This window comes from Crenobacter caeni (assembly GCF_010435965.1).
In the GTDB taxonomy this organism is placed as follows: Bacteria; Pseudomonadota; Gammaproteobacteria; order Burkholderiales; family Chromobacteriaceae; genus Craterilacuibacter; species Craterilacuibacter caeni.
In genome coordinates, this window is record NZ_JAAGAA010000005.1 from 241,071 (window position 1) to 266,902 (window position 25,832).

24 protein-coding genes are annotated in these 25,832 nt (G+C 66.5%); 10 read left to right on the forward strand and 14 right to left on the reverse strand.

Annotated elements, in window-relative coordinates; genetic code table 11:
* Nucleotides 1–9: 9 nt before the first annotated feature.
* The 4 genes from GZH52_RS07850 to GZH52_RS07865 form a co-directional block, all read right to left on the reverse strand.
* The gene (locus GZH52_RS07850) at nt 10–903 is read right to left on the reverse strand and encodes an acetaldehyde dehydrogenase (acetylating) (RefSeq protein ID WP_163315926.1); all 894 of its coding nucleotides are present in this window, start codon (nt 901–903) and stop codon (nt 10–12) included.
* A gap of 14 nt (nt 904–917) precedes the next feature.
* Nucleotides 918–1,709 (reverse strand): fumarylacetoacetate hydrolase family protein, encoded by a 792-nt coding sequence (locus GZH52_RS07855; protein WP_163315927.1) that lies wholly within the window; start codon nt 1,707–1,709, stop codon nt 918–920.
* Complete coding sequence (locus tag GZH52_RS07860; protein ID WP_163315928.1) at nt 1,706–2,539, reverse strand: alpha/beta fold hydrolase; 834 nt, start codon at nt 2,537–2,539, stop codon at nt 1,706–1,708. Before GZH52_RS07860 ends, GZH52_RS07855 begins: the two co-directional genes overlap by 4 nt.
* An 80-nt stretch (nt 2,540–2,619) precedes the next feature.
* On the reverse strand, nt 2,620–3,408 hold the full coding sequence (locus GZH52_RS07865; protein WP_163315929.1) for an SDR family NAD(P)-dependent oxidoreductase: 789 nt from the start codon (nt 3,406–3,408) through the stop codon (nt 2,620–2,622).
* A 179-nt stretch (nt 3,409–3,587) separates the two neighbouring features.
* Here GZH52_RS07865 and GZH52_RS07870 point away from each other — a divergent pair, with 179 nt between their 5' ends.
* The 5 genes from GZH52_RS07870 to GZH52_RS07890 are packed head-to-tail and all read left to right on the forward strand — an operon-like array spanning nt 3,588 to nt 10,059.
* A complete protein-coding gene (locus tag GZH52_RS07870; protein ID WP_163315930.1) occupies nt 3,588–4,766 on the forward strand; it encodes an acyl-CoA dehydrogenase family protein in 1,179 nt (392 codons plus the stop codon).
* 51 nt (nt 4,767–4,817) lie between these two features.
* Nucleotides 4,818–6,536: an FAD-dependent oxidoreductase gene (locus tag GZH52_RS07875; protein WP_163315931.1), complete on the forward strand. Its 1,719-nt coding sequence runs from the start codon at nt 4,818–4,820 to the stop codon at nt 6,534–6,536.
* Nucleotides 6,530–8,230 carry an FAD-binding protein gene (locus GZH52_RS07880; RefSeq protein ID WP_163315932.1) on the forward strand — a complete coding sequence of 567 codons (1,701 nt, stop codon included), beginning with the start codon at nt 6,530–6,532 and terminating at the stop codon, nt 8,228–8,230. Before GZH52_RS07875 ends, GZH52_RS07880 begins: the two co-directional genes overlap by 7 nt.
* Entirely contained in the window at nt 8,227–9,000 is a 774-nt protein-coding gene (locus tag GZH52_RS07885; protein ID WP_163315933.1) for a glucose 1-dehydrogenase, read from the forward strand. Before GZH52_RS07880 ends, GZH52_RS07885 begins: the two co-directional genes overlap by 4 nt.
* A 33-nt stretch (nt 9,001–9,033) precedes the next feature.
* The gene (locus GZH52_RS07890) at nt 9,034–10,059 is read left to right on the forward strand and encodes a ferredoxin--NADP reductase (RefSeq protein ID WP_163315934.1); all 1,026 of its coding nucleotides are present in this window, start codon (nt 9,034–9,036) and stop codon (nt 10,057–10,059) included.
* Between the two features lie 129 nt (nt 10,060–10,188).
* Here GZH52_RS07890 and GZH52_RS07895 read toward each other — a convergent pair whose 3' ends face one another.
* From GZH52_RS07895 to GZH52_RS07940, 10 genes are all read right to left on the reverse strand, one after another.
* Nucleotides 10,189–10,953, reverse strand: a complete 765-nt coding sequence (locus GZH52_RS07895) for a hypothetical protein (RefSeq protein ID WP_163315935.1) — start codon at nt 10,951–10,953, stop codon at nt 10,189–10,191.
* A 96-nt stretch (nt 10,954–11,049) separates the two neighbouring features.
* Entirely contained in the window at nt 11,050–11,652 is a 603-nt protein-coding gene (locus tag GZH52_RS07900) for a hypothetical protein (RefSeq protein ID WP_163315936.1), read from the reverse strand.
* A gap of 520 nt (nt 11,653–12,172) precedes the next feature.
* Nucleotides 12,173–12,943, reverse strand: a complete 771-nt coding sequence (locus tag GZH52_RS07905; RefSeq protein ID WP_163315937.1) for a hypothetical protein — start codon at nt 12,941–12,943, stop codon at nt 12,173–12,175.
* A 125-nt stretch (nt 12,944–13,068) separates the two neighbouring features.
* Complete coding sequence (locus GZH52_RS07910; protein ID WP_163315938.1) at nt 13,069–13,707, reverse strand: hypothetical protein; 639 nt, start codon at nt 13,705–13,707, stop codon at nt 13,069–13,071.
* 439 nt (nt 13,708–14,146) lie between these two features.
* A complete protein-coding gene (locus tag GZH52_RS07915) occupies nt 14,147–15,322 on the reverse strand; it encodes an acyl-CoA dehydrogenase family protein (protein ID WP_163315939.1) in 1,176 nt (391 codons plus the stop codon).
* A gap of 15 nt (nt 15,323–15,337) precedes the next feature.
* Nucleotides 15,338–16,486, reverse strand: coding sequence for an acyl-CoA dehydrogenase family protein (locus tag GZH52_RS07920; RefSeq protein WP_163315940.1), 1,149 nt, complete (start codon nt 16,484–16,486; stop codon nt 15,338–15,340).
* A 1-nt stretch (nt 16,487) separates the two neighbouring features.
* Complete coding sequence (locus GZH52_RS07925; protein WP_163315941.1) at nt 16,488–17,798, reverse strand: MFS transporter; 1,311 nt, start codon at nt 17,796–17,798, stop codon at nt 16,488–16,490.
* Between the two features lie 15 nt (nt 17,799–17,813).
* Nucleotides 17,814–19,415, reverse strand: a complete 1,602-nt coding sequence (locus GZH52_RS07930; protein ID WP_163315942.1) for a methyl-accepting chemotaxis protein — start codon at nt 19,413–19,415, stop codon at nt 17,814–17,816.
* A gap of 107 nt (nt 19,416–19,522) precedes the next feature.
* Complete coding sequence (locus GZH52_RS07935; RefSeq protein WP_163315943.1) at nt 19,523–20,494, reverse strand: flavin reductase family protein; 972 nt, start codon at nt 20,492–20,494, stop codon at nt 19,523–19,525.
* 16 nt (nt 20,495–20,510) lie between these two features.
* Nucleotides 20,511–21,290, reverse strand: coding sequence for an enoyl-CoA hydratase-related protein (locus tag GZH52_RS07940; RefSeq protein ID WP_163315944.1), 780 nt, complete (start codon nt 21,288–21,290; stop codon nt 20,511–20,513).
* Between the two features lie 158 nt (nt 21,291–21,448).
* Between GZH52_RS07940 and GZH52_RS07945 the strand changes: the two genes are divergently transcribed.
* The 5 genes from GZH52_RS07945 to GZH52_RS07965 are packed head-to-tail and all read left to right on the forward strand — an operon-like array spanning nt 21,449 to nt 25,829.
* Nucleotides 21,449–22,207 carry an SDR family oxidoreductase gene (locus tag GZH52_RS07945; protein ID WP_163315945.1) on the forward strand — a complete coding sequence of 253 codons (759 nt, stop codon included), beginning with the start codon at nt 21,449–21,451 and terminating at the stop codon, nt 22,205–22,207.
* Nucleotides 22,208–22,223: 16 nt separating this feature from the next.
* Nucleotides 22,224–23,168, forward strand: coding sequence for an OB-fold domain-containing protein (locus tag GZH52_RS07950; protein ID WP_163315946.1), 945 nt, complete (start codon nt 22,224–22,226; stop codon nt 23,166–23,168).
* Nucleotides 23,168–24,229 carry an acyl-CoA dehydrogenase family protein gene (locus GZH52_RS07955; protein WP_163315947.1) on the forward strand — a complete coding sequence of 354 codons (1,062 nt, stop codon included), beginning with the start codon at nt 23,168–23,170 and terminating at the stop codon, nt 24,227–24,229. Before GZH52_RS07950 ends, GZH52_RS07955 begins: the two co-directional genes overlap by 1 nt.
* On the forward strand, nt 24,226–24,657 hold the full coding sequence (locus GZH52_RS07960; protein ID WP_163315948.1) for a MaoC family dehydratase: 432 nt from the start codon (nt 24,226–24,228) through the stop codon (nt 24,655–24,657). Before GZH52_RS07955 ends, GZH52_RS07960 begins: the two co-directional genes overlap by 4 nt.
* A complete protein-coding gene (locus GZH52_RS07965) occupies nt 24,654–25,829 on the forward strand; it encodes a lipid-transfer protein (protein ID WP_163315949.1) in 1,176 nt (391 codons plus the stop codon). Before GZH52_RS07960 ends, GZH52_RS07965 begins: the two co-directional genes overlap by 4 nt.
* The last annotated feature ends 3 nt before the right edge of the window (nt 25,830–25,832 follow it).

Below are 25,832 nucleotides of genomic sequence, written 5' to 3' on the forward strand. Positions count from 1 at the left end.
GCGCGCTCCTTACAGGGTGTCGAGCTTGAGCATGCCGCCTGCCAGCGCCTCGGCGGTGCGGCAGGCGGCGGCGGTCATGATGTCGAGGTTGCCGGCGTAGCGCGGCAGGTAGTCGCCCAGGCCCGCCACTTCCAGGTAGACCGACACGCGCTTGCCGTCGAACACCGGGCCATTGACCAGGCGGTAGCCCGGCACGTAGCGCTGCACCTCGGCGACCATCTCGTTGACCGAGCGGGTGATCGCCGCCTCGTCGGGCGTCTCGTCGGTCAGGCAGTGGATGGTGTCGCGCATGATCAAGGGCGGTTCGGCCGGGTTGAGCACGATGATGGCCTTGCCTTCGCGCGCGCCGCCGACGCTGGCCACCGCACCGGCGGTGGTGCGGGTGAACTCGTCGATGTTCTTGCGGGTGCCCGGGCCTGCCGAGCGGCTGGAGACGGTGGCGACGATCTCGGCGTAGGCCACCGGCTGCACGCGGCTGACCGCGTACACCATCGGGATGGTCGCCTGGCCGCCGCAGGTCACCATATTGACGTTGGGTTCGTTAGCGGCCAGGTGCTCGGCGAGGTTCACCGGTGGCACGCAGTAGGGGCCGATCGCGGCGGGGGTGAGGTCGATCACCTTCACGCCCAGCGCGGTCAGCGCGTCCGAGTTTTCGCGGTGCACATAGGCGCTGGTCGCGTCGAACGCGATGCGGATGCCGTCGGCCTTCACGTGCGGCAGCAAGCCCGCCACGCCGTCGGCGGTGGTCTTCAGCCCCTTGTCGCGGGCGAGGGCGAGGCCCTCGGATTCCGGGTCGATGCCGACCATCCATACCGGTTCCAGCACTTCGCTGCGCAACAGCTTGTACATCAGGTCGGTGCCGATATTGCCCGACCCGATCAGCGCGCACTTGATCTTTCCCATGTTCTCCTCCTGGTTCATTCGGTAAACGCGATCGAGGCGCCGCCGAGCCTGTCGATCTGCATGGTGTAACGGTCGCCGGCCCGGATCGGCAGCAGGGGCGCGAGCGAGCCGGACAGGATCACTTCGCCCGCCTTGAACGGGATGCCGAAGCCACCCAGCGTGTTGGCAAGCCAGGCGACGGCTTCGGCCGGGTGGCCCTGCACCGCGCTGCCGTAGCCGCTGGCAATGTGCTCGCCGTTCTTTTCGATATCCATGCGCAGCATGGCGAGATCCAGCCCGGCCACCGGTGTGTGGGTGTCACCGATCACGAACACGCCGCAGCTGGCGTTGTCGGCGACGGTGTCCTCGATCGCGATCTGCCAGTTGGCGATGCGCGAGTCGACGATCTCGAAGCAGGGCGCGACCCAGGCGGTCGCGGCGAGCACGTCTTCGAAGGAGACGCCGGGGCCTTGCAGGTCTTCCTTGAGCATGAAGGCGATCTCGCCCTCAGCGCGCGGCTGGATCAGGCCGGCGGCCTTGAGGCTCACCGTGCTGCCGTTGTCGACGTGCATGCGGTCGGTCAAAAAGCCGAAGTCCGGCTGGTGCACGCCGAGCATCTCCTGCACCGGGCGCGAGGTGACGCCGATCTTCTTGCCGATCACGCGCTCGCCGTCGGCTTCGCGCATGCGCAGCATGGCGAGCGAAATGCGGTAGGCGTCGTCGATGGTCAGGTCAGGATGGCGGCCCTTGAGCGGCGGCAGGGTGCGCGCGCCCTGCAAGGCGGCGTAGAGCTCGCGGGCGAGCTCGTCGGTGAGGGCGTGGCTCATGCAAGCTCCTTCAGGAAGTCGACGCACTGGCGGTTGAACAGCGCCTCGTGCTCGACCTGCACCCAGTGGCCGCAGCGGTTGAGCACGGTGAAGCGCACGTTCGGCGTGTGTTCGAGGAACTTCATCACCCCCGAGACCGGATTGAAGTGGTCGTCCTGCCCCCAGAAGCCGAATACCGGGCAGGCCAGCTCCTTCAGGCGCGCAGTCATGTTCGGCACGCGCATGGTCGAGAACAGGTTCTTCGGCTGCGAGGGTGCGATCGCGGCGCGCTCGGCGATCAACTCGTCGGTCAGCAGCGACGGGTCAAACAGCTGCAACTGCATCACGTGGCGCATTTCTTCAGGCCCCATCGGCCCCTTGGCGAAGGTTTCGACCATGCGCACGATGCCCGGCATCGTGAAGTAGGTCTCGCGCTCCTCGACGCCGCCCGGCGCCATCAGCACCAGCGCACGCACCCGCTCGGGGTGGGCGAGCGCGAGGCCCAGCGCGATCGCGCCGCCCAGCGAGTTGCCGACGATGGCGCAGCGCTGGATGTCGAGCGCGTCGATCAGCGCCTTGACGCGGCCGACGAAGAAGTCGAGGTCGTAGGCTACGGTGTCGGGCTTGTCGGACAGGCCGAAGCCGGGCAGGTCGATCACCAGGTTGCGGTAGCCGGCGTCGGCAAACGCCGGCGCGTTGCCCTTGAAGTTGCTGTAGCCGCTGGCGCCGGGGCCGCTGCCGTGCAGCCACAGCACCGGCTCGCCCTGGCCGTATTCGAGGCAATGGATCTTCAGGCCGTCATCCAGCGTGACGAAGCGGCCGACCGGGATCGGGGAGGAGTTGTCGTTCATGGTGGTTCCGCGCGCTATGGGACGGTTCTGAGTGTCGCGGCGGGTCGGCAGCGGCGAATCGTCCGATTGGCGTAGCCGGCCTACGCCGGGCGCGCCGGTGCCCACGCCACGCCGTTGATATGGGCGCCGCCGTCGACGAACAGGGTGTTGCCGGTCAGGTAGCGGCTGGCGTCGCCGGCCAGGAACACCGCGACCGGGGCGATGTCGGCGAGCGGGTCGCCGACGCGGCCCATCGGGTTGGCCTGGGCGATGCGTGCGGCGTTGTCGGGGTTGGTTTCGGCAAAGCGGCGGTAGGCTTCGCTGGCCGCACCCGGGCAGATCACGTTGCAGCAGATGCCATATTCGGCCCACTCGCGTGCCGCACTGCGGGTGAGCGCGCGCAGCGCCTCCTTGGCCGCGTTGTAGTCGGCGCTGTAGAGGTGGGCGTTGACGCCGTTGAGCGAACACAGGCTGATCACCCGGCCGCAGCCGCCGGCTTTCAGGTGGGGGAAGGCCGCGCGCATCAGGCGCTGCGCGGCGAGCACGGCCATGGTGAAGCCGCCTTCCAGCGCGTCGTCGTCCAGCGCCTCGACGCGGGCAAGGCCGCGCCCGCGCCAGGCATTGTTGACGAGGATGTCGAGCCGGCCGGCTTCGCGCACCGCAGTATCGACCAGCGCCTCGAGCGAGGCGCGGCTGGTGACGTCGGTGTGCACGAAGTGCGCGCGGTGGCCGGCCGCGCGGATTGCCTCGGCGCAGGCGGCTCCGGCGTCGCGGTCGATTTCGGCGACGAACACCGTCGCGCCGGCGTCGGCCAGCGCGTGGGCGATGCCCTGGCCGATGCCGCCGCCCGCGCCGGTGACGATGGCGGCGCGTCCTGTCAGCTTGAACATGCGTTTCTCCTTGCTCGGGGTCTGCCGCCGATTGAAGCGGCGCCCGTCCGCGCTGTCGACGTCCATCGGGACGATCCTGCCTGCCGTAGCCCTAATCCAATCAGACGATTCCGCGCTTGCGCCGTGGTGGAACGATGGCCTACAGCCGACAAGGGCTTGCCAAGCCAGGAGAGAACGCCATGACGCAAATCACCGCAGAAGAACTGATCCGCCGCGCTCGTGCGCTGGTGCCGGCGCTCAAGGAGCGCGCCGAGCGCGCCGAGCGCGAGCTGAAGATCCCCGCCGAGACCATCGCCGACATGCAGGAGGCGGGCTTCTTCCGCATCCTGCAGCCCAAGCGCTACGGCGGTTACGAGCTGCCGCCGGCGGTGTTCGCCGAGGTGCAGATGACGCTGGCCGAGGGCTGCATGTCGACCGCGTGGATGTACGGCGTGGTCGGTGTGCACCCGTGGCAGCTTGGCCTGTTTCCGGACGAGGCGCAGCGCGACGTGTGGGGCGAAGACGACTCGACGCTGGTCGCGTCGACCTATATGCCGGTGGCCAGGGTGACCGAGGTCGAAGGTGGCTACCGCATCAGCGGCCGCTGGAGCTTCTCGACCGGCTGCGAGAACTGCGACTGGGTGTTCCTCGGCGGCAACCTGAAGCCGACCGAAGGCAAGGGCGACACCTACCGTACCTTCCTGTTGCCCAAGTCCGACTACCGCATCGAGCGCAACTGGGACGTGATCGGCCTGAGGGGCACCGGCAGCCACGACATCGTGGTCGAGGACGCCTTCGTGCCGGTGCACCGCACCCACGCGACCAACTGCCACGACGAGGCCTCGCACCCGGGCCGCGCGCTCAATACCGCGCCGCTCTATCGCATCCCGTTCGCGCAGATGTTCATCCCGGCGGTGTCCAACTCGTGCATTGGCGCGCTCAAGGCCGCGTGCGACGCGTTCCAGGGCTTCGTCACCCCGCTGGTCGGCAAGAACATGGGCAACCGCGCCATCGAGGACCCGAACGCGCAGATCGCCTTCGCACAGGCGCTCAACGGCTTTGATGAAATGCGCACGCTGCGCCTCGAGCACTACCGCCGCATCTACGCCGCCGCCGAGACGGGCGCGCTGCCCGAGCCGAACACCCGCATGCAGTGGCGCTACCAGGTCACCCGCACCGCCTACCAGGCGGGCGAGCTGACCAACCAGCTGCTGCGCTGCTGCGGCGGCAGCGGCACCTACCGCAAGAACCCGCTGACCCGCATCTTCCTCGACATGATGACCGGCCGCGCGCACGTCGCGAACAACACCGACATGTTCGGCCGCGGCATGGCTGCCACCTTGCTCAAGGGCGAGGTCACGCCGGACCCGTTCCTGTAAGCGTCCCCAACCGCCCCCGCAGGGCTGCGGGGGCCACGCCAGGAGGCAAACATGAAACAGGAATTCGACGTCGTCGTGGTCGGCTCGGGCGCCGGCGCGATGATGGCCGCGCTGCGTGCGCACGACGAGGGCTTGTCGGTCGCGCTGATCGAGAAGAGTGACCGCTACGGCGGCACCTCGGCCGTTTCCGGCGGCGGCATCTGGATCCCGCTGAACAAGCAGATCAAGGACGACCGCGAGGCGGTGCTGGCTTATGTACGCGCCGCCGCGCAAGGCCAGGTCGCCGACGCGCGGCTCGTCGCGTATGTGGACACCGCGCACGAGATGGTCGAGTACCTGCAACAGGCGACGCGCTTGCGCTACGCGGCGTGCCACCGCTACCCCGACTACTACCCGCAGCTGGTCGGCGCGCGCGAGGGCGGGCGCACCATGGACCCGGAAGTGTTCGACGGCGGCCTGCTCGGCGAGGAACTCGCCCGCCTGCGCGAGCCGTCCGGCTCGACCCTGTTGATGGGCAAGGTCTCGATGACCGCGCGCGACGCGCACCGCATGCTCGCCAAGGAAAAGGGCTGGAAGTTGCTGTTCGCCAAGCTGATGCTGCGCTTCGCGCTGGATTTTCGGGCACGCAAGAAGCTGGGCCGGCGCACCGACCGTCGCCTGGCGCTGGGCAACGCACTGGTGGCCGGCCTCCGCCACGGCTTGCTCACCCGCCAGGTTCCGCTCTATCTGGAGACGGCGCTCGAATCGCTGCTGTTTGAAGGCGGGCGGGTGTGCGGGGTGGTTGCCGCGCACAAGGGCGAGCGTATCGAACTGCGTGCGCGGCGTGGCGTGGTGCTCGCCGCCGGCGGCTTCGAGCGCAACCAGGCCCTGCGTGACCAGTACCTGCCCGCGCCGAACCAGGCCGCGTGGGGGGTGACCCCGCCCAACAACACCGGCGACGCCTTGCTCGCCGCACAGGCGCTGGGCGCCGCGACCGACCTGATGCAGTGGGCGTGGTGGGCGCCGACCATACACGTGCCCAAGCAGGCCGCGCAGACCGGCCTGTTTGCCGAGCGCAGCCTGCCCGGCTGCATCGCGGTCGACGGCGACGGACGCCGCTTCGTCAACGAGGCCAAGCCTTACCTGGAATTCGTCACCGCGATGTACGCGCGCCACCGCGAGAACGGTAAGTGCGTGCCGGCGTGGCTGGTGTTCGACGCCGACTTCCGCCACAAGTACCCGATGGGCCCGCTGATGCCCGGCCAGGTCGCGCCGGACCGCAAGAGCTGGCAGGGCGTGGTGTACTGGAAGGCCGACACGCTGGAAGGCCTGGCCAAAGAGATCGGTGTTAACGCGGCCGGCCTCGCCGCGACGGTGGCGCGCGTCAACGAGGACGCCGCCAGCGGCACCGACCGCGACTACGGCAAGGGCGGCAACGTGTTCGACCGCTACTACAGCGACGCCAGCGTCAAACCCAACCCCTGCCTCGCGCCGATCGCCAAGGGGCCGTTCTACGCGATGCGGCTCGACGCCGGCGACATCGGCACCAAGGGCGGCCTCTCGACCAACGAAGACGCGCAGGTGCTGGACGAGCGCGGCGCGCCGATCGCCGGCCTCTACGCGATCGGCAACACCTCGGCGTCGGTGATGGGCCCGTCGTACCCGGGTGCCGGCTCGACGCTCGGCCCCGCGCTGACCTTCGGCTACCGCGCCGCCAGGCATCTGGCCCGCCCGGCAGGGCAGGCGGCGGCCGTGGCAGCAGTGTCTGCGCCGGCGGGGGTCGCATGCTGAGCAAACACTGGACGGTCCGCCACCAGGCATCCAGCGGCGAAGTCTACCCGCCCGAGGTGATAGACGACGTCGACGGCTACCCGTGGGACGAGGCGACCGACGTGCTGGTCGCCGGTTTTGGCGCCGCCGGCGCGTGCGCGGCCTTGCAGGCGCGCGAGGCGGGGAGCGACGTGCTGGTGGTCGACCGCTTTGAAGGCGGCGGGGCGAGCCAGCTCTCCGGCGGCGTGGTGTACGCCGGCGGCGGCACCGCCCAGCAGCGCGAGGCGGGCATTAGCGACACGCCGGAGGCGATGTTCGAGTACCTGAGCCAGGAAGTCGGCGACGCGGTCTCTCCTGCTACGCTTGCGCGCTTTTGCGAAGAGAGCGCCGCCAACCTCGAATGGCTGGAGACGCACGGCGCGCGCTTCGCGTCGACTACGCCGGCCCGCAAGACCTCGTACCCGCCGGACGGCGTGTTCCTCTATTACTCGGGCAACGAGACGGTGCCCGCGCGTGCAGGGCGCCACCCCAGCGCGATGCGTGGCCACCGCACGGTATCGGCCGGGCAAAGCGGCGCCACCCTGTACGCGGCGCTGAAAAAGAGCGTGCGCGCGCACGGCGCGGCAGTGTGGAAGCAGGCCGCGGTGCGCCGCCTCTACACCGACCGTGCGGGCCGCGTGGTCGGCGCCGAGGTGTGGCGGCTGCCGGAAGGCTCGGCGGCCGCGCAGCGGCACACCGCGGCGCACCGCGAGGCCAACCTCAAGTACCCGTTCAACCCGAATCTTGCCGAGTCGCTCAGGCACGAGACGCTGCAGATCGAACTTGCGCACGCGCGCCCCGTTCGCGTGCGCGCAAGAAGCGGCGTGGTGCTCGCCAGCGGCGGCTTCATGTTCAACCGGCAGATGCTCGAAGCGCACGCGCCGAAATACCTCGCCAACTGGCGCAACGGCAGCACCGGTTGCGATGGCTCGGGCATCCGCCTGGGGCAGGCAGCGGGCGGGGCGACCGCGCGCATGGAAAAGGTGTCGGCGTGGCGCTTCATCTCGCCGCCTTACGCGTGGCCGATGGGCGTCGCTGTCAACCGCCGGGGGCAGCGCTTCTGCAACGAGGAGGTGTACGGCTCGACGCTGGGCAACGCGATCATCGAGGAGCAGGGCGGCCGCGCCTGGCTGCTGCTCGACAGCCGCCTGCGCGCTCAGGCGATCCGCGAGTGCTTCGGCAAGGAATTGTGGGGCTTCCAGAAGTGGCCGGCGCTGGCGGGCATGCTTTTGGGCTGCACGCGCGCGTTCACCCTCAATGGCCTCGCGCGCAAGCTGGGCATGGACGCGGCGCTGCTCACGGCAACGATAGAGGCAAACAACCGCGCCGCGCGCGGCGAGTGCGAGGACGAGGTCGGCAAGTCCGCCGCCATGCGCCGCGAGCTGACGCGCGGGCCGTGGTACGCGCTGGATTTGTCGCCGCACTTCAAGTTTTTCCCGCTCTCGTCGATCACGCTGGGCGGCCTGACGGTTAGCGAAACCACCGGCGAAGTGCTGCGCGGCAACGGCACGCCGATCAAGGGGCTCTATGCCGCCGGGCGCGCCGCGGCTGGTATCCCCTCCAACATCTATCTGTCCGGGCTGTCGCTGGCCGACTGCGTGTTCAGCGGCCGCCGCGCCGCACGCCACGCCGTCGCGTCGGCCCAGCCGGCAACAAGCAAGGAGTTGACCGCATGACTGAAGGCAATAAGCAGGGCCGCGTGGCCGGCAAGGTCGCGCTGATTACCGGCGGCGCCAGCGGCGTCGGTCGCGAGGACGCGCTTCTGTTCGCCCTGGAGGGCGCGCGCGTGGTGATTACCGACGTCAACGTCGAAGCGGGCGAGGCGCTGGCGCGCGAGATCGGTGACGCCGCGCTGTTCCTGCAACACGACATCGCCGACGAGGCCGCGTGGCGCACGGTGATGGACAAGGCGCTCAGCCGCTTCGGCAAGCTTGACGTGCTGGTCAACAACGCGGCGATCTGCCCGCCGGCCAGCATCGAGGACTGCAGCCTGGACGCGTGGCAGAAGGTGATGCGCGTGAACGCCGATGGCTATTTTCTTGGCTGCAAGTTCGGCGTGGAAGCGCTGAAGGAGAGGGGCGGCGCCATCATCAACATGTCGTCGGTGGCAGCGCTGGGCGGCATGGACAGCTTCGCCGCGTACAGCGCGAGCAAGGGCGCGGTCGCCGCGCTGACCCGCTCGGTCGCCGTGCACTGCCGCAAGCAGCGCTACCGCATCCGCTGCAACTCGGTGCACCCGGACGGCATCCTCACCCCGCTCACCGCCGACCTCTACCCCAAGGGCGTCGACATGAGCCGCTTCACCATCGACCACGACCCGCTGGCGCGCATGTGCCTGCCGCGCGATGTCGCCAATGTGGTGCTGTTCCTCGCCTCCGACGAGGCGCGGGCGATCAGCGGCAGCGAGGTGCGCGTCGACAGCGGCCAGCTGTTGATGAGCCTGTAGGCGCCGCCATTACAAAAACGAGAGGGAAACCCGATGAGCCACTACCACACCCTGACCGTCGCGCGGGTGATCGACGAGACCCACGACAGCAAGTCGCTGGTGTTCGACGTGCCGCCTGCGCTGGCCGAAACCTTCGCCTACAAGAGCGGCCAGTTCCTCACCCTGCGCGTGCCGCACGCAGCCGGCGCCTTGCCGCGCTGCTACTCGCTCGCCTCGGCGCCCAAACTCGACGACGCGCCGCGCGTCACCGTCAAGCGGGTGGCCGACGGGCGCGCATCCAACTGGCTGTGCGATCAGGTGAAGGCCGGCGACACGCTGGAGGTGCTGGCGCCGGCCGGCGTGTTCACGGCAAAAAGCTACGACGGCGACTTCCTGCTGTTCGCCGGCGGCAGCGGCGTCACCCCGGTGTTCTCGATCGCCCGCAGCGCGCTCGCCAGCGGCCAGGGCAGGGTGCTGATGGTGTATGCGAATCGCGACGAACGCTCGGTGATCTTCCGCGACGCCCTCAAAAGCCTCGCCGCCGACTACCCGGACCGGCTCACCGTCGTGCACTGGCTGGACAGTGTGCAGGGCGTGCCCAGCGCCGCGCAGCTCGCCGCGCTGGCTCGCGCCTTCGCGCACGCCGAAACCTTCATCTGCGGGCCGGGCCCCTTCATGGACGCGGCCGAGGCGGCAATGGCCCAGCTTGGCGCCGCGCGCGAGCGCGTGCACGTCGAGCGCTTCGTCTCGCTGCCGGGTGAGGACGAAGTCGCCGCCGCGCCGGAAGACACGGGCGACGCCCGCGCCGTGGCGCTTACCGTGCTGCTCGACGGCGAGACGCACCGCATCGAAGCGAACAGCGGCGAATTCCTGCTCGCCGCGATGGACCGCGCCGGCCTGCGCGCGCCGCATTCCTGCCGCGTCGGCGGCTGCGCGTCGTGCATGTGCAAGGTGAACGAGGGAAGCGTCAGGCTGCACGCCAACACCGCGCTCGACGAGGCGGATCTTGCCGAAGGCTGGACGCTGGCCTGCCAGGCGGTGGCCGAAACCGACGCGGTGACGGTGGCGTTTCCGGATTGAGGGTTGTTGGCGCGTTGCCGCCCAACACAAAAGCCGCCTGAGGGCGGCTTTTGTGTTGGATGCGGATTGGTGGATGGTTGGAATGTTCCTTCTTGTTTAGGACATCCAAAGATAAAAGGACGCAGGCTGCTACAACAATCCATCTTCTGGTGCCCAGATCCAGCCTTCGTTGGGGCTGACTTCTGCAGGGGGGGCTGCCAGACTTTCAGGGTGGTTCGTGAATAGGTGGCCGACCAGTGCGCAGCGTAGCGCATCTTGCAGGTCTTCATGACCCAGTTCGGGAAGCCAGCATTCCTCAGAATCTTCTTGAGCGGTGTTTCTGAAAGGTGATAACAATCGGTCCATAATGGCCGAGTTGCGGCAGGCTGCGGGGTAGGCCTCTATCGCAGTCAGCATAACACCATCGCTCCACACCCCGCAGTCCAGAAGTTGAGGCGCGAAGCAGGCCACAGTGTGCATGCCTTTACTAGCTTGGCTACCGATCATGTCTTTTACTGCTGATAACGGGCGCAGGCCGCGCCCGTTCAAGTAGCGCTCAGTGTAGCGATACAGGTAGGCATCCCCATTTTGCAAGTCTGCTTGCGAGGCACCACCTTGCCGGTTTAAGAGCCGCACCAGCGCGTCGGAAAAACCTAGAGGCGTATCGATTGCCAGTGTTACCGCCAACGGTGTTGTCGGCAGCGGCAAGCAACATAGTTCGAACAAGGCGGCCAGCCACTCGTGTGTGCAGTTGGCGCGTTGAATACTTTGACTGAGGTTGCCGCGCCACGGCGTTCCAAGAAGACGACCACTGGCATCGAGAATAACCAGAGCATCACGGCTGCGCGGATTGCGGCTGCAAAGCCACCCGCCGACATCCCAGCCAATGCTATAGCAAAGTGTCTGTGTTCTCATTTCTGACTGTGTTTCATTGTCGAGCGATTGTGCAGATTCCTGTGTTTTTAAAGTAATTATATTGGTGAATTTGGTTTCTGGTCAGTATTTGCTATGCTAGTTGGAAAGTGGTGTGTTGTCGATGGTTTTTTCGATTTCTCCATAACTGCATTTTGCTGGTTTTAATTTAAGCAAGCTGTTAAGTGTGATTGTTTTTTGTGGGCCAAGTCTCTGATTTATGGTTTGTGTGCTGAGTACATAAAAATCCCACTGCTCTAGATTGATGGGATTCAGTGTCTGTTTGTTTTTGTGCGCTAGAAGGCAAAAAACATAGACGTCTGAATTTCTTACTACTGGATCTGACCTTGTGCCGGTTTTGTTGTTGTATGGGTGAGATGGCGAAATGTTAAATTTGATGGTAGATAATTTTGATTGATTCCATGATTGAAGGAATGCTGCAGATTTTACCTCGACTCGTTTGCCAGTTTTTGTAAGTAGGTCGTAGTCGTCCCATTCGATCCTAGGTTGTTGGGTGACATCAAGGTCCGATGCTACGATGAACTCAGCCAAGTGGCCACGCAGATTATTTGCTGCAAGGTTTGAGTATGCCCATTTCCAAAAGTCTAGTACGGATTTTTCGTTTCCATTGCAATTGTGAATGAATCTCTCACTGCCTTTGCATTGATTAAATTTAAGTGATTCGAGGGTGTTGTTGTTCATTTTTTCTACGAAAGATAGGTTTAATTTGTAGTGTGTTTAATAGGTGGGCGGATTAAAAAAGTAAGTGCAAGGCTCTGCAAGTCATTCAATTCAAGGGCTTGCCCCCGTTGAAGGCCTTGGCTGGCGAATGCCAGTCAAGCCTCTTTCTCGGTCGATGATTCAACATTCGCTCGACTTCGTCCAGCTCCGCTTGCGTCACTTTCGTAAAATCGGTCTTCCCTTTCGGGAAGTGCTGCCGGACCAGTCCATTCAAATGCTTATTGCGCTTCGCTTCCAAGATCTGTACGAGTCGGCGAAAAAACAGTCTGTCTGCAATAGGCAAGCTATCTCCTGATGATCGTCAAACTAAATTCCGCTGTCGAAGGTGATACTCAGTACGATTGTCTAATTTCATCGCCATTCGCCCAGTGCTATCCCTGTTGCACTTAATCGCTGAATCCGGCCAGGGCGTTGTACTTGCTCGCTGAATCCGCCATCCTACTTTCCTGATGGCACCCAACGTGAATTATGTGTTCGGGTTTTAATTTCTGTCGATTGCTCGCTTTGTAAAGGCTTCAAGATTCATCTTTTCGTCAATCACAATCTCATCGGTCCAGATATTGAGATTTCCATACGCATTGCGAAAGTCTTCCCAGTTCAGTGGTGATGAATCAAATTCATCCATGTTTCGTGCAAACTCGAACAATTTGCCAACTAATGCCTGTAGCTCGCCAAGTCGATAAAAATATGTGATTAAGTTGTATTTGTCTGGATTTATATAGTTACCGTCGCGGCGCTGTTCGACGTAGCTTCTCATCCGGGAATCATGGATTTGCAGCGACACTAGAATTCTAGATAGATAGTCGCCAACGCCCGGTTCCGCATGTCGAATGCATTCACCAAAAACTGCTTTGTATTCCCGTGGCAAATCTGGAACAACAAAGTTTGGTTTACTTTCAGGAGTTGCTTTCCAGCCCAAGCTAAATAGTGTGGCGCTGGATTTGAAATAGGAAACCAATTCACTCAAAGCCGCAGGTAGGAATGCTTTTGCTGCTAAAAAATCTCGCGCACGCTGCTTTTCAGCGTTGTACCTAGCAATATTGAAAGCCGTGATACTCGATGCGAAGGCCAGTATGCCAACATTCAAACTCTGCCACCTGTCCCATACTTCTTGCACGTAATCCCAGTGTCCGTGGCCTGATATCCATGGCCAAAAAAACATGCAAATTGCGTAGATGAGTGCTATGGGCAGTCCAACGAAGTTGAGTAAATTCACCAGGGTGTCTGGTTTTAAAATCAAGATGTGCTTCATGGGTTTACTATCGCGTGGCTACGGGGACACATAACATTTGAGGTAACCGGCCGCCGGAGCGCGAAGCGTGAAGGGAACCCGCATGTGTAGCTTGCGGGCGGTCCAGTTGACCGAGAGGTTGGCTTTCACGAACGCCATAGCGTTGGCTCAATGATTGGGAAGACCGCAAACTCTCGCAAAGACTGCATCAGATCTTGCCCCGACTTGCCTGAATGACGGACAGGGATGCCCGCTACCGATAGCGCGATTTCGTAGAGGTGTGCGAACGCTTCAAAAACTGCGAGCTCGAATTCAGGAACAATGGAAGATGCGGGCAAATGCTTAAGGTAAGTGCAATCTGGAAAATAGCCATCGTCTACCAAGAAGCGCGCAGAACGAGATGAGGCAGCTTCTATGAAACCCTCTTGATGTTTGAACACATTATTCAGTGCTCTAAATTGACGCGGCCTACCAAAAAAGCGAAGGTCGTTGCGTGGCTTTGTAAATGGCTCCCACTCAACGGAAAGGTGGCGGTGTATTCGGATTGAAAATGTTTCGATTGAATTTGCCACAAGACCAATTAAAGCCTCTGCACTAACTTGTTCGGCAATGATGCTGGCAGAGCCCAGTTCCTTGAATTCACTTTTTGATACAGGAAGGCTGCTTTCTTGATCAATTAACGGTATAGCACGTATCGCCCTTTGTTGAAGTGCAAGCCCACTTCTCGCTATTTCAATTGCAAGGAGATCTCGATTCAGTTGTTGTACGACTGCCACCCATTCCATGTGCAACCTTTACTGAAAGCTGACGTGAAATATACACCTGCGCAGGTGTATATTTTGTTTGTCTGTGTGCATAACTCGGCATGACGCGTGGGTTTCTCATTGTTTTACAAGCCACTGGGGTTGCCAATGCCTGAAAGTGCACAGCCAGATGAGACTGTCACACCACGTTCACTGGATGTACGCGAGGCGTTACGGATGAGAATGCGATTTTATAGCCTACGTACCGAGCTGCAGCATGTCAATTGGGTGCGTTGCTTTTTGCGCTTTCACCCTCATCGACTCCCTCGCGAAATGGGGGCGGAGGTGGCCAGTGCTTGCCCATCTGGCAGTGGATGGGCAGGTGTCTGCAACCACGCAAAATCGGGCTTTGTCTGCACGACAGAGGCAAGCAGTTGCTGGCCTCCCAAAAGAACTTCGCCGCCTCCCGGCGGCGAATGTCTCAGCGCCCCTTCGGCTCCTTTGGCATGCCCAAGCCGCGTTCGGCGATCAGGTTGCGCTGGATCTGGTTGCTGCCGCCGTACAGGGTGTCGGCGCGGGTGAACAGGAACAGCGACTGCAAGCGGGTGAGGCCGTACGGCGCGGTGTCGCACAGCTCGGCCGCCTCGCCCAGCACGTCCATCGCCAGCTTGCCGAGGTTGCGGTGCCAGCTCGCCCAGTGCAGCTTGTAAACCAGCGCCGCGCGCGTCTCTTCCGCATCGCCGCCCAGCATGCGCAGCGCGTTGTAGCGCATCACGGTCAGCCCCATCTGCGCCTCGGCGATGCGGGACCGGATATCCGGGTCTTGCGCCGCGCCGTTGTCCTTCGCCACGCGGATGATTTCGTCGAGCTCCCCGCGAAACTGCATTTGCTGGCCCAGCGTGGACACCCCGCGCTCGAAGCCCAACAGCGCCATCGCGATCTTCCAGCCCTCGCCGGGCTGGCCCAGCAGGTCGGCGGCCACCGCCTCGTCGAAGAACACCTCGTTGAATTCGCTGCTGCCGGTGATCTGCTCGATCGGGCGCACCGTCACCCCCGGCTGGTCCATCGCCACCAGGAAGAAACCCAGGCCGTGGTGGCCGCTGGAAGCCGGGTCGGTGCGCGCCAGCACGAAGCACCAATCGGCCAGATGCGCGAGCGAGGTCCACACCTTCTGCCCGCTGATGCGCCACTGTCCGTCGTTACCCAGCCGCGCGCGGGTGGCGACCGCGGCGAGGTCGGAGCCGGCGGCAGGTTCGGAGTAGCCCTGGCACCACAGCGCCTCGCCCCTGAGGATGGGCGGCAGGTAGCGCGCCTTCTGCTCGGCGGTGCCGAAGGCGGCGATGGTCGGCCCGGCCAGCCCCTCGCCGATGTGGCCCAGGCGGCCCGGGCCGCCGGCGCGCGCGTATTCCTCGGCGAAGATCACCTGGCGCGAGATGGTCGCGCCGCGCCCGCCGTCTTCCTTCGCCCAGCCGACGCCGACCCAGCCGCCTGCGGCCAGCCGTTTTTCCCAAGCGCGGCGCTCGTCGATGAAGCTGTGTTCGTCGCCGGGGCCGCCGCGAAAGCGCAGCTTGTCGAATTCTCCGGTCAGGTTGTCGGCGAGCCAGCGCGCGGCCTCCTCGCGGAATGCTTCGTCTTCTGGGCTGAAGCTGATTTTCATGGCGGTATTCCTTGTTCAGTCGAGCAGGGCGCGGGCGACGCGCTCGCGGTGCAGCGCGGGGCTGCCCAGGAAGTGGCTGCAGCCTTGCGCGCGCTTGAAATAGAGGTGCACGTCGTACTCCCAGGTGAAGCCGACGCCGCCAAACAGCTGCAGCGCAGAGCCCGCGTTGTAGAACGCGGCTTCACCCGCGTAGGTCTTGGCGAGGCTGGCGGCCTGCGGCAATTCTGCGGCGACCTTGCGGGCGGCGTCATCGCGGCCGAACAGCGCTTCGCTGGCGACGCAGGCGGCGTAGTAGACGGCCGAGCGCGCCAGTTCCGCCTTGAGCAGCATGTCGGCCGCGCGGTGCTTGATCGCCTGGTAGCTGGCGATGGCGCGGCCGAACTGGCGGCGCTCGCCGGTATACCCGACCGCCATCGCGAGCGACGCGTCGGCGACGCCCAGCAGTTCGGCGGCGATCAGCACCGTCGCGCAGACGCGCGCGGTGGCGAGCGACTTCTCGTCGGTGCGGGCGAGGCGCGCGCTGGCGGGCAGCGCCACGTCGTTGAGCAGCACTTCGGCCTGCGCGCGGGTCTGGTCCATGGTCGGGCGGTGGCGGACGGTGAGCCCCCGGCTTCCCGCCGGCAGCGCGAACAGCGCGGTGTCTCCAGTCTCTGCCTGCGCGGCAACCAGCAGCAGGCCGGCGACATGCGCGTGCGGCACGGCGGCGAAGTGGCCGCAGAGCAGATAGCCGTCGCCGTGCGAGCGGAAGCGCGCGCCGTCGGCGGACTTGCGCTCGTTCTCGCCAAGGCCGGCGACGCTGGCGATGGTGGTGCCTTCGGCGATGCCGGGCAGCCACGCCGCCTGCTGCGCGTCGTCGGCGCAGGCGAGCAGGGTAGAGACCGCCAGGCCGACGGTGGCGTGGTAGGGCACGCAGGCGACATGGCGGCCCAGCTGCTCGCCGATCAGCGCCGCCTCGACAAAGCCAGTGCCGAGGCCGCCGAGGTGCTCGGGCACCAGCACCGCGCACGCCTGCATGTCGACGGCGAGCGCCTGCCACAGCGCATCGTCGGTGCCGGTGGCGCTCGCCATCGCGGCGCGCACCTGTGCGCTGGTAGATTGTTCGGCGAGCAGGGCAGCGACGGCGTCGCGGATCATCCGCTGTTCTTCGGTGAAGGTGAACTGCATGTCAGCATCCTTGCGGGGAGGTTTGCAGGGTGGTGCGGGCGCGGCGGTAGCGCGGCAGCGCAAGCGCGAGGGTGCCGCAGGTGAGCACGAGCAGGCTGACCGAGCTGGCCAGCGCGTAGCGCAACGCCTCGTCGCCTTGCGTGGCGGCAAACGCGTCGGATAGCGAGCCGGCGATCAGGGGCCCCGCGCCGATGCCGCACAGCGTCATCACGCCGGCGAGCACGCTGGTCGCCTGGGCGACGCGGCCGGCCGGGAACAGGTGGCTGACCGCGCCGATGCACGGCACCGACCACCACACGCCGAAGAAGGCGAAGCCCAGATAGAGCACGAAGGCCTCGGGGATGGCGAGCGAACCGAGCTCGACCAGCGTGCCGGCCGGCCACAGGAAGTAGCCGAGCGCGAACGGCACGCTCGCCGCCGTGCCCGCAAGCGCGGTGCCGATCTGCCAGCCGGCGTCGTGGCGGACCAGGCGGTCGGTCGCCCAGCCGCAGGCGACGGTGCCCGCGAAACTCATCAGCCCGCCGCCCAGGCCGGCGAGCAGGCCGGCTTGCTGCATGGTCAGGCCGTGCGAGCGGATCAAAAAGCTCGGGTTCCAGGTGCCGACCGCGTAGCCGCTGATCGCCGCCAGCGCGACGCTGGCGAGGATCCAGCGAAAGCCGGCGGTGCGCACGATGGCCGCAAGCGACGCGCCCCAGCCCTCTTGCTGTGCCGCGGCCTGTTCCTCGGGCTTGCGGTTCCTGACGGTCAGCCACATCAGCGCGCCGATCAGCACGCCGGGCGCGCCGATCAGGATGAAGGCCATGCGCCAGCCGTAGTGGTGGGCGACCCAGCCGCCGGCGGCGAGGCCGACGATGGCACCCAGGCTCGGCCCCATCATGAAGGCGGCCAGCGCGCGCGAGCGCTGGCGCGGCGGGTAGAGCTGCGAGATCAGCGCGACCGACGGCGCCATGCCGCCCGCTTCGGCGATGGCGACGCCGATGCGCGCCGCGAGCAGCGCGCCGAAGCTGCCGGCCAGCCCGCACAGCATGGTGATGCCGCTAAAGGCGATCGCGCTGCCGGCGATCACCGGCACCGGGCCGACCCGGTCGGCGAGCCGCCCCAGCGGCAGGCCGGAGAGCGAATAAAACAGGCCGAACACCAGGCCGGAGAGCAGGCCGATCTCGGTGTCCGACACGCCGAACTCGGCCTTCACCGGTTCGATCAGGATCGACATCAGCAGGCGGTCGACGTAGTTGCACACGTAGGCGAGCGCGGCGAGCGCGAGCGCCCAGTGGCTGCGCCAGGTCGGGGCGGGGGAGGTGCTTGCATGCATGGTGCGGGCCTGTGCTCAGACCTTGAACTGGCCGACTTCGCCTGCCAGTTCAAGAGACGTCGATTTGAGGGTTTCGCTGGCGCGGGCGATGTCGCCGGCCAGCTCGATGGTGCCGTCGATCTCCCGGCTGACCGCCGACAGTTCCCCGCTGGTGGCCAACAGCGCGCCGCGGATCTCCTCGGCGCGCTGCCGGGTGACGGCGACCGCGCGGGTCGACTCGCCAAGCGCTTGGCTGCCCTTGGCGACACTGCCGGCGACGCGGGCGGATTCCTCGGCAATCTGCACGCTGTGCGCGAGCGTGCCCTGCACCACGGTGTCCAGCGCGCCGATCTCACCCTGGATGGCTTCGATGCTGCTGCGGCTGCGTTGCAGTGCGGCTTCGGTCTGCTGCGAGAGCTTGCGCACCTCGTCGGCGACCACCGCGAAGCCGCGGCCGGCCTCGCCGGCGCGCGCCGCCTCGATCGCGGCGTTCAGCGCCAACAGGTTGGTCTGGTCGGCGATGTCGCGGATGGTGGCGAGCACGGTGTCGATGCCGCCGACCTGCCGGCTGACCGAGGAGAGTTGGTTGCAAAGCGCCTCGGTCTTGCCGTTGCTGTCCTTGACGTTGTCCGCCAGCGCGAACAGCTGCGCGATGCTCTCGCCCAGCGTGCGCTGCGCGTTCTCGATCGAGTCGTGGACCTGCTGCGCCTCTTCGGCGGCGGACGCCGCCGCGATACTGATCGACTGCGTGTCGGCACTGACCCCCGACAGGCGGGTGCCACTGCGCAACAGCGCGTCGCTGGCGTGGCTGGCGTCGGTGTGGAAGCGTTCGCTGCGCGAGAGCGCGTCGCGCGCGGCGTCCGCGGAACTGGCGAGCGAGCCGCGCAGGGCCGCGGTCAGCGAGTTGATCGCGCGGCCGATCGCGCCGACCTCGTCTTGCCCCTCGTCGAGGGTGGCGAGCAGGTTGCGTTCGGCCGCCATCGCTTCGATCTGCCGCTGCATGCGCACCAGGCGCCGGCTGAGCCTTGCGCCGAGCAGCCATGAGGTGACCAGCCCGACCAGGATGACGACGGCTGCCATCACGCCGGACTGCGCAAGGTTGGCCGCGATCGCCGCCTGCGCCGGCGCGAGCGGCGCGTTGACGCCGACCAGGTAGGTCTCGCCGCGCAAGCCCTGCGCGCGCAGCAGCAGCTGGCGCTGCCCGCCGCTTTCGGCGAACGCGTGCCCTTGCGCGAGCGCGAGGTCCGCTTGTGCACCGCCGCCCGGGTAGGGCGCGAGCGGTGCGACATGCTTGCCGGCCGTGATTTGCGCCTCGCTGGCGTCGGCGATCAGGTAGCGCCACTGCCCGTCTTGCCTGGCGAGCGCGAACAGCCCGCTTGCGCCGTTATTTTTCGCGTAGTCGCCGAGCGTGGCGGCGAGGTCGAGGTACTCCGAACCACGCGCCTGACCGGCGAATAGCCGGTTGGCCGCGTGCGGCGGGACCATGCCGCCGTAGGCACGCGCCACGGCCTGCAGCCGATTGTCGACTTCCTGCAGCACATCCTGGCGTTTTTGCCAGTGGCCATACGCGAGCAGCGCACCGACGGACAGCACGTTGACGACGATCAGCGCGAGCGTAATCCGGCCTTTCAGACCCATTTGTCTTTCCCTTTCCTGCAAGTGCACGCCGTGCGTGTCATCGTGCGCGGTCGCGCCATATTACCCGCCGGGGTGTTCATGCCCCGCCATGCCGGGAGGAGGCCGGCTCAGGCCGCCCGCCCGTCCTGCGGGTGCCACACCTTGATCGCGCCGCTGTCGGTCAGCGCGATCATCTGCTTGAGGAGGTTCTTCAGCACGCGCGCGTCCCACTGGCCGAGCTTCTCGACGAGGTCCGCCTCGCGCGCCTTGGCCACGGCCACCAGCCGCACCACCACGGCGCGCCCGCTCGCGGTCAGCGCGTAGCCCGGTGCGCCGTCGACCGTCTGCACCTCGAGCAGGTGGCGTGCGGCCAGGCGGGTGAGCGGCGCGAATTGCGGCAGGAAGCCGCTGTGGCGCATCAGCTCGTCCAGTGCGTCCTGGCTTTGCGCGCCGCGCTGCAGCAGCGTCGAGAGCGCGAAGAATTCGGGGTCGGTCAGGCCCTGTTCTTCCAGCTCGCCGCGCAGCGCGCCGAGGAACTGGTAGTGCGCGCGGCCGACCAGATAACCCAGGAAGTCTTCCGAGAAGCTGTGCGGCTCGTCTGCGGCCGGGCTCTCGCCACCCTTGCGGGTGGCCAGCGCGTAGCGCCCGCCGTGGAAGACCAGCGGCGCCTTGTCCTCTCGGTCGAACGCGACCACTTCGCCGACCAGGATCAGGTGGTCGCCGCCGTCGTACTCGAAGCTGGTGCGGCACTGGAAGCGCGCCGCGCAGCCGGTCAAGAGCGGGCAGCCGTTGCTGCCGGTTTCCGTTTCAAGGCCGGCGAACTTGTCCTCGCCGCGGCGCGCGAAACGGTCGGACAGCGCCTCCTGCTCGGCAGAGAGCACGTGCACGGTCCAGTGGCCGCTGTGCGCGAACGCCCCGAGGCTGCGCGCGGTCTTGGCGATGCTCCACAGCACCAGCGGCGGGTCGAGCGACACCGAGTTGAAGCTGTTGGCGGTGACGCCGACCGCCTCGCCGTCGGCGTCGCGGGTGGTGACGATGGTGACGCCGGTGGTGAACGCGCCCAGCGCGTGGCGGAATTCCTGCGACTTGAAGTCGGTCATCTTTCTCTCCCTCTACTTAGCGGCCGTTGAACACGGGCCGGCGCTTCTCGATGAACGCGTGCATGCCTTCCTTCTGGTCGAGCGAGGCGAACAGCGTCTGGTTGGCCTTGCGCTCGAGCGCAAGCGCGGTCTCCAGCGGCGCGTCCAGCCCCAACAGCACGCATTGCTTGATCTCCTCGGCGGCCAAGGGCGGCATCGCGGCGATGGTCGCGGCCATTTCCAGCGCGTGCGCGATTACCTGGTCGTCAGGCACCACGTCGGTGACGAGACCCATGCGCTGCGCCTCGAAGGCGCCGATCGGCGCGCCGGTGAGCAGCACCTTCATCGCGTTGCTCTTGCCGACCGCACGCGCCAGCCTTTGCGTGCCGCCGATGCCGGGCATGATGCCGATGCGGATCTCCGGCTGCGAAAAGCGCGCGCCTTGCCCGGCGACGAGGATGTCGCAGTGCATGGCCAGCTCGCAGCCGCCGCCGTACGCGTAGCCGCAGACGGCGGCGATCACAGGTTTGGGGCAGTGCTGGATCGGCGCCCATAGCCGTTCGGTGTGGCGCCTCAAGATGTCGACCGGCCCGCAGCCGGCCATGCCCTTGATGTCGCCGCCGGCGGCGAACACCCGCTCGCCGCCGGTGAGCACGATGGCGCGCACCGTGTCGTCGCCGGAGAGCCGCGCGAACGCGTCGGCCAGCGCCTGCTGCAATTGAAGGCTCAAGGCGTTGGTCGCCTCGGGCCGGTTCAGCGTAAGCTGCGCCACCGCCCCGGCCGGCCTCGTCTCGATCAGGATCTCGTTCCCGTCCACGGCGTCCGCCTCCCTGTTGTGCGTGCAAATGCCGCATTGAAGTTGATGCGCCGATTCTGGCGCCGCCCTCCACCCGCCTCATCGTCTGAACAGACGAAGCTTGGCTTGCCGCGCGCCTTTAGATTGGCAAGCGTCAACCACTGCCCAGGAGGCCTGCCATGTCCGTGGCCATCGACTACAGCGGACGCGTCGTGCTGGTGACCGGCGGCGCACGCGGCGTCGGACGGGGAATCGTCCGCCGCTTTCTCGACGCCGGTGCCACCGTCGTCATCTGCGCTCGCAACGCGCCCGACGCGCTGCCCGAGCGCAGCCATTTCATCGCCTGCGACGTGCGCGACGCCGAGGCGGTCGGCGTGATGGTCGACGAGATCGGCGCGCGTTTCGGCCGCCTCGACGTGCTGGTCAACAACGCCGGCGGCAGCCCGAACGCCGATGCGGCGACCGCGTCGCCGCGCTTCTCCGAAAGCATCATCCGCCTGAACCTGATCGCGCCCCTGATCGTCGCGCAGGCGGCCAACCGCCTGATGCAAACGCAGCCCGAAGGCGGCGTGCAGCTCTTCATCGCCAGCGTCGGCGCGCATAGGCCAAGCCCGGGCACCGCCGCCTACGGCGCGGCCAAGGCCGGCGTCCTGAGCCTGGTGTCGTCGCTCGCGATCGAGTGGGCGCCGAAGGTGAGGGTGATGGCGGTGAGCCCGGGCCTCGTGAAGACCGAGCAATCGCACCTGCATTACGGCGACGACGAAGGCATTGCCAGCGTCGCCGCGACCATCCCGGCCGGGCGACTGGCCGAACCCGAAGACATCGGCAACGCCTGCGTGTTTCTTGCCTCGCCCTTGGCGGCGTACGCGAGTGGCACGCATTTGTTGCTGCACGGTGGTGGCGAGGCGCCGGCCTTTCTGGCCGCGGCCAACGCATAAGCGAAGGAGGAAGACTGTGAGCGAACAGAATCTGTCGTGGCTGGATGAGGCGCGCGCGCTGATCGGCCACGAATACGGCAAGGTCTACGCGTGGGACGCGGTCAACCAGCCGATGGTCCGCCAGTGGTGCGAGGCGATGGGGGTCGACAACGCCCTGTACCTGGACGGGGTCAGCGCCAAGGCGCGCTTTGGCGCCAACGTCGCGCCGCCGACCATGCTGCAGGTGTGGGTGCTGGCCGGCCTGAACGGCCGCTTCCCCGAGGGTTCGGCGACCGACAACCCGTACGAGGTGTTGCAGATCATCGAACGCAACGGCTACCCGTCGGTGGTTGCCGTCAATTCCGAGCAAAGCTACCGGCGCTACCTGAAGGAAGGCGAGAAGATCGCGTTCACCTCGCAGATCGAATCGGTCAGCGAAGAGAAGACCACCGGGCTTGGCACCGGCTTCTTCGTCACCCAGTTGCTGAACTTCTACGACGAGGCCGACGCGTTGGTCGGCCAGATGCGCTTTCGCCTCTTTAAGTTCCGCGCGCCCGAGCGTGCCCGCCCGGCCGACAAGCCGCGCCGCCCGCTGCCGGGCATCAGCGACGAGAACCGCTTCTTCTGGGACGGCCTGAAGGACAGGAAGCTCAAGATCCAGCGCTGTACTGCCTGCAACACGCTGCGCCACCCGCCAGGGCCGGCGTGCCCGGACTGCCACTCGCTCGCGTCCGACAGCGTCGAGGTGTCCGGCCGCGGCCGCATCTACTCCTACAGCGTGGTGCATCACCCGACCCTGCCGGGCGTGCCGCAACCGAACCCGGTCGGCCTGATCGAGCTTACCGAGGGCGTGCGCGTGGTCGCCGGGCTGGTCGATGTCGACCCGGCCCATATCGAGATCGGCCGCGAAGTCGAGGTCGACTACCTCGAGTGCGCGGACGAGCTGGTGATCCCGGTGTTCCGCCCGGTGGGAGGCGCGTGATGGACTTCCAGCTGAACGAAGAGCAAAGGCAGATCGGCGAGCTCGCGCAAAGCCTGTTCGCCGACTACGGCCACGAGCGCCGCGCGGGCGAGCTTGCGCGCGAGGGCTGGGACGCCGCGCTTTGGGCGCAACTGCAGGACACCGGCCTCGCCGCCTTGCTGTTGCCGGCGGAACTGGGCGGCGCCGAACTGGGCGTCACCGAGCTTGCGCTGGTGCTCGAAGCGCAGGGCAGGGCGCTCGCCGCCGCCCCCTTGTGGCGGCACGCACTGGCTGCCGCCACCCTGTCACGCTTCGCGCCGGCGTTGCTCGACGCTGCCGGGCTTACCGCGCCGATCGCGCTGTCGCTCGACACCGCGCTCACGGCGCGGCTCGACGGCAACCGCGTGTTGCTCTCGGGGCAGGCCGACGCGGTGGCGGTCACCGCCGACACGGGCCACGCACTGTTGGCGGTCAGCCTCGACGGCGAACAAAAGCTCGTGTGCGCGCCGCTTGCCAGCTTCACGCAACAGCAAGGCCGCCTGTTCACCGGCGAGACGGTGGTCGAGCTATCTGCCGACAACGCCGCGCTGCCGGCCGCGCAGCTGCTGCCCGCCACCGCCTACGAGTGGCTTGAGCCCAGGGCGATGCTGGCGATCGCCGCCCTGCAGTTGGGCATCGCCGAGGGCGCGCAGGCGCTGACCGTCGCGCACCTCTCGGAGCGCGAGCAGTTCGGCCGCAAGCTGGGCAGCTTCCAGGCGGTCGCGCAGCGCATGGCGGACGGCTTCATCGCGATCGAGGCCCTGCGTTCGGTGCTCTGGCAGCTCGCGTGGCGGCTGGATGCCGGTGCGCCCATCGGCACCGCCCACCTCACCTGCAAATACTGGGCGTGCGAGGCGGGCAACCGCGTCGCGCACACTGCGCAGCACCTGCACGGCGGCACCGGCTCGGATACGAGCTACCCGGTACACCGCTACTACCTCGCGGCACGGGTCGCCGAACTGGAGATGGGCGGCGCTGCCCGCCAGATCGCCGGACTGGCCGCCTACATCCAACACAACGAAAGCTGGAGGGCCGGGCAATGAGCGCTCAGGGCATTTCCTTCGAAAGCATCCAGGTCGGCGAAGCGCTGCCGGCGCTGGAAATTCCGGTCAGCGTCGAGCTGATCGTGTCCGGCGCGATCGCGACGCGCGATTTCTTTCCCGGTCACCACGACCCGGAGGCCGCGCGCAAGCTGGGCTCCAGACACATCTTCATGAACATCCTGACCAGCAACGGGCTGGTCGAGCGCTACGTCGGCGGCTGGGCCGGCCCGGAGGCGCTGATCGGCGAGGTGAAGATCCGCCTTGGCGCGCCCAACTACCCGGGCGACATCATGACGATGACGGGCGAGGTGAGCGCCAAGGACGAGGCCGCGCGCGCGCTGACGGTTCAGCTTCGCGGCAGCAACAGCATGGGCGAGCATGTCAGCGGCCAGGTCACGCTGCTGTTTGCAGAAGGGGCGATGGCATGACACAGCAACTGAACGGGCAGGTCGCGATCGTCGGCCTGGGCGCGACCGAGTTTTCCAAGGACTCCGGCCGCAGCGAGATCCGCCTGGCGACCGAGGCGGTGCTCGCGGCACTGGCGGACGCCGGCATCGACCCTACCGAGGTCGACGGCCTGTCGACCTTCGCGGTCGACAACAACCCCGAGCGCGAGGTGTTCCGCCAGATCGGCGGCAAGGAGCTGAAATTCTTCTCGCGCATCCCCGAGGGCGGCGGCGCCGCGTGCGGGCCTTTCCTGCACGCGATGATGGCGATTGCCACCGGTGTGGCCAACGTGGTGGTGGTCTACCGCGCGATGAACGAGCGCTCGTGGTACCGCTTCGGCGCCGGCATGCAGGGCAAGGCACCGGACCCCTTCTTCGAGACGACCAACTTCGGCTGGTACATCCCGCACGGGCTGGTCAGCCCGGCGTCGTGGGTCGCGATGAGCGCGCGCCGCTACATGCACGAATACGGCGCGGTGAGCGAGGACTTCGGCCGCGTCGCGGTCGCCGCGCGCGACTTTGCCGCGACCAACCCGGCGGCGTTCTTTTACGGCAAGCCGATCACGCTGGAAGAGCACCAGGCCTCGCGCTGGATCGCCGAACCGCTGCACTTGCTCGACTGCTGCCAGGAGAGCGACGGCGCGGTGGCGATGGTGCTGGTGTCGCGCGAGTACGCGAAGAAGCTCAAGCAGACGCCGGTGTTCCTCAAGGCGGCGGCGCAGGGCACCGCGCACGACCAGCAGATGATGACGAGCTACTACCGGCCGAGCATCAGCGGCCTGCCCGAGGCGGGCCTGGTCGCCCGCCAGCTGTGGCAGATGTCGGGCCTGTCGCCGAAGGACATCCAGACCGCGGTGATCTACGACCACTTCACGCCCTTCGTGCTGACCCAGCTCGAGGAGTACGGCTTCGCCGGGCGCGGCGAGGCGAAGTACTTCGTGCGCGAGGGGCGCCATGCGCGGGGCGGCGACCTGCCGGTGAACACCCACGGCGGCCAGCTGGGCGAGGCGTATATCCATGGCGTCAACGGCGTGGCCGAGGCGGTGCGCCAGGTGCGCGGCAGCGCGGTCAACCAGGTGTCCGGCGTGCGCAACGTGCTGGTGACCGCCGGCACCGGCGTGCCGACCAGCGGCCTGATTGTCGGCGCGGATTGAGGA

Excerpts from the sequence above, each read along its gene's own strand:
- GZH52_RS07935 (WP_163315943.1), bottom strand. The coding sequence starts at position 20,494 with ATGACCGACTTCAAGTCGCAGGAATTCCGCCACGCGCTGGGCGCGTTC.
- GZH52_RS07875 (WP_163315931.1), top strand. The coding sequence starts at position 4,818 with ATGAAACAGGAATTCGACGTCGTCGTGGTCGGCTCGGGCGCCGGCGCG.
- GZH52_RS07850 (WP_163315926.1), bottom strand. The coding sequence starts at position 903 with ATGGGAAAGATCAAGTGCGCGCTGATCGGGTCGGGCAATATCGGCACC.
- GZH52_RS07855 (WP_163315927.1), bottom strand. The coding sequence starts at position 1,709 with ATGAGCCACGCCCTCACCGACGAGCTCGCCCGCGAGCTCTACGCCGCC.
- GZH52_RS07910 (WP_163315938.1), bottom strand. The coding sequence starts at position 13,707 with ATGGAATGGGTGGCAGTCGTACAACAACTGAATCGAGATCTCCTTGCA.
- GZH52_RS07860 (WP_163315928.1), bottom strand. The coding sequence starts at position 2,539 with ATGAACGACAACTCCTCCCCGATCCCGGTCGGCCGCTTCGTCACGCTG.
- GZH52_RS07905 (WP_163315937.1), bottom strand. The coding sequence starts at position 12,943 with ATGAAGCACATCTTGATTTTAAAACCAGACACCCTGGTGAATTTACTC.
- GZH52_RS07965 (WP_163315949.1), top strand. The coding sequence starts at position 24,654 with ATGACACAGCAACTGAACGGGCAGGTCGCGATCGTCGGCCTGGGCGCG.
- GZH52_RS07870 (WP_163315930.1), top strand. The coding sequence starts at position 3,588 with ATGACGCAAATCACCGCAGAAGAACTGATCCGCCGCGCTCGTGCGCTG.
- GZH52_RS07920 (WP_163315940.1), bottom strand. The coding sequence starts at position 16,486 with ATGCAGTTCACCTTCACCGAAGAACAGCGGATGATCCGCGACGCCGTC.
- GZH52_RS07895 (WP_163315935.1), bottom strand. The coding sequence starts at position 10,953 with ATGAGAACACAGACACTTTGCTATAGCATTGGCTGGGATGTCGGCGGG.
- GZH52_RS07930 (WP_163315942.1), bottom strand. The coding sequence starts at position 19,415 with ATGGGTCTGAAAGGCCGGATTACGCTCGCGCTGATCGTCGTCAACGTG.
- GZH52_RS07865 (WP_163315929.1), bottom strand. The coding sequence starts at position 3,408 with ATGTTCAAGCTGACAGGACGCGCCGCCATCGTCACCGGCGCGGGCGGC.
- GZH52_RS07955 (WP_163315947.1), top strand. The coding sequence starts at position 23,168 with ATGGACTTCCAGCTGAACGAAGAGCAAAGGCAGATCGGCGAGCTCGCG.
- GZH52_RS07880 (WP_163315932.1), top strand. The coding sequence starts at position 6,530 with ATGCTGAGCAAACACTGGACGGTCCGCCACCAGGCATCCAGCGGCGAA.
- GZH52_RS07890 (WP_163315934.1), top strand. The coding sequence starts at position 9,034 with ATGAGCCACTACCACACCCTGACCGTCGCGCGGGTGATCGACGAGACC.
- GZH52_RS07925 (WP_163315941.1), bottom strand. The coding sequence starts at position 17,798 with ATGCATGCAAGCACCTCCCCCGCCCCGACCTGGCGCAGCCACTGGGCG.
- GZH52_RS07885 (WP_163315933.1), top strand. The coding sequence starts at position 8,227 with ATGACTGAAGGCAATAAGCAGGGCCGCGTGGCCGGCAAGGTCGCGCTG.
- GZH52_RS07960 (WP_163315948.1), top strand. The coding sequence starts at position 24,226 with ATGAGCGCTCAGGGCATTTCCTTCGAAAGCATCCAGGTCGGCGAAGCG.
- GZH52_RS07900 (WP_163315936.1), bottom strand. The coding sequence starts at position 11,652 with ATGAACAACAACACCCTCGAATCACTTAAATTTAATCAATGCAAAGGC.
- GZH52_RS07915 (WP_163315939.1), bottom strand. The coding sequence starts at position 15,322 with ATGAAAATCAGCTTCAGCCCAGAAGACGAAGCATTCCGCGAGGAGGCC.
- GZH52_RS07945 (WP_163315945.1), top strand. The coding sequence starts at position 21,449 with ATGTCCGTGGCCATCGACTACAGCGGACGCGTCGTGCTGGTGACCGGC.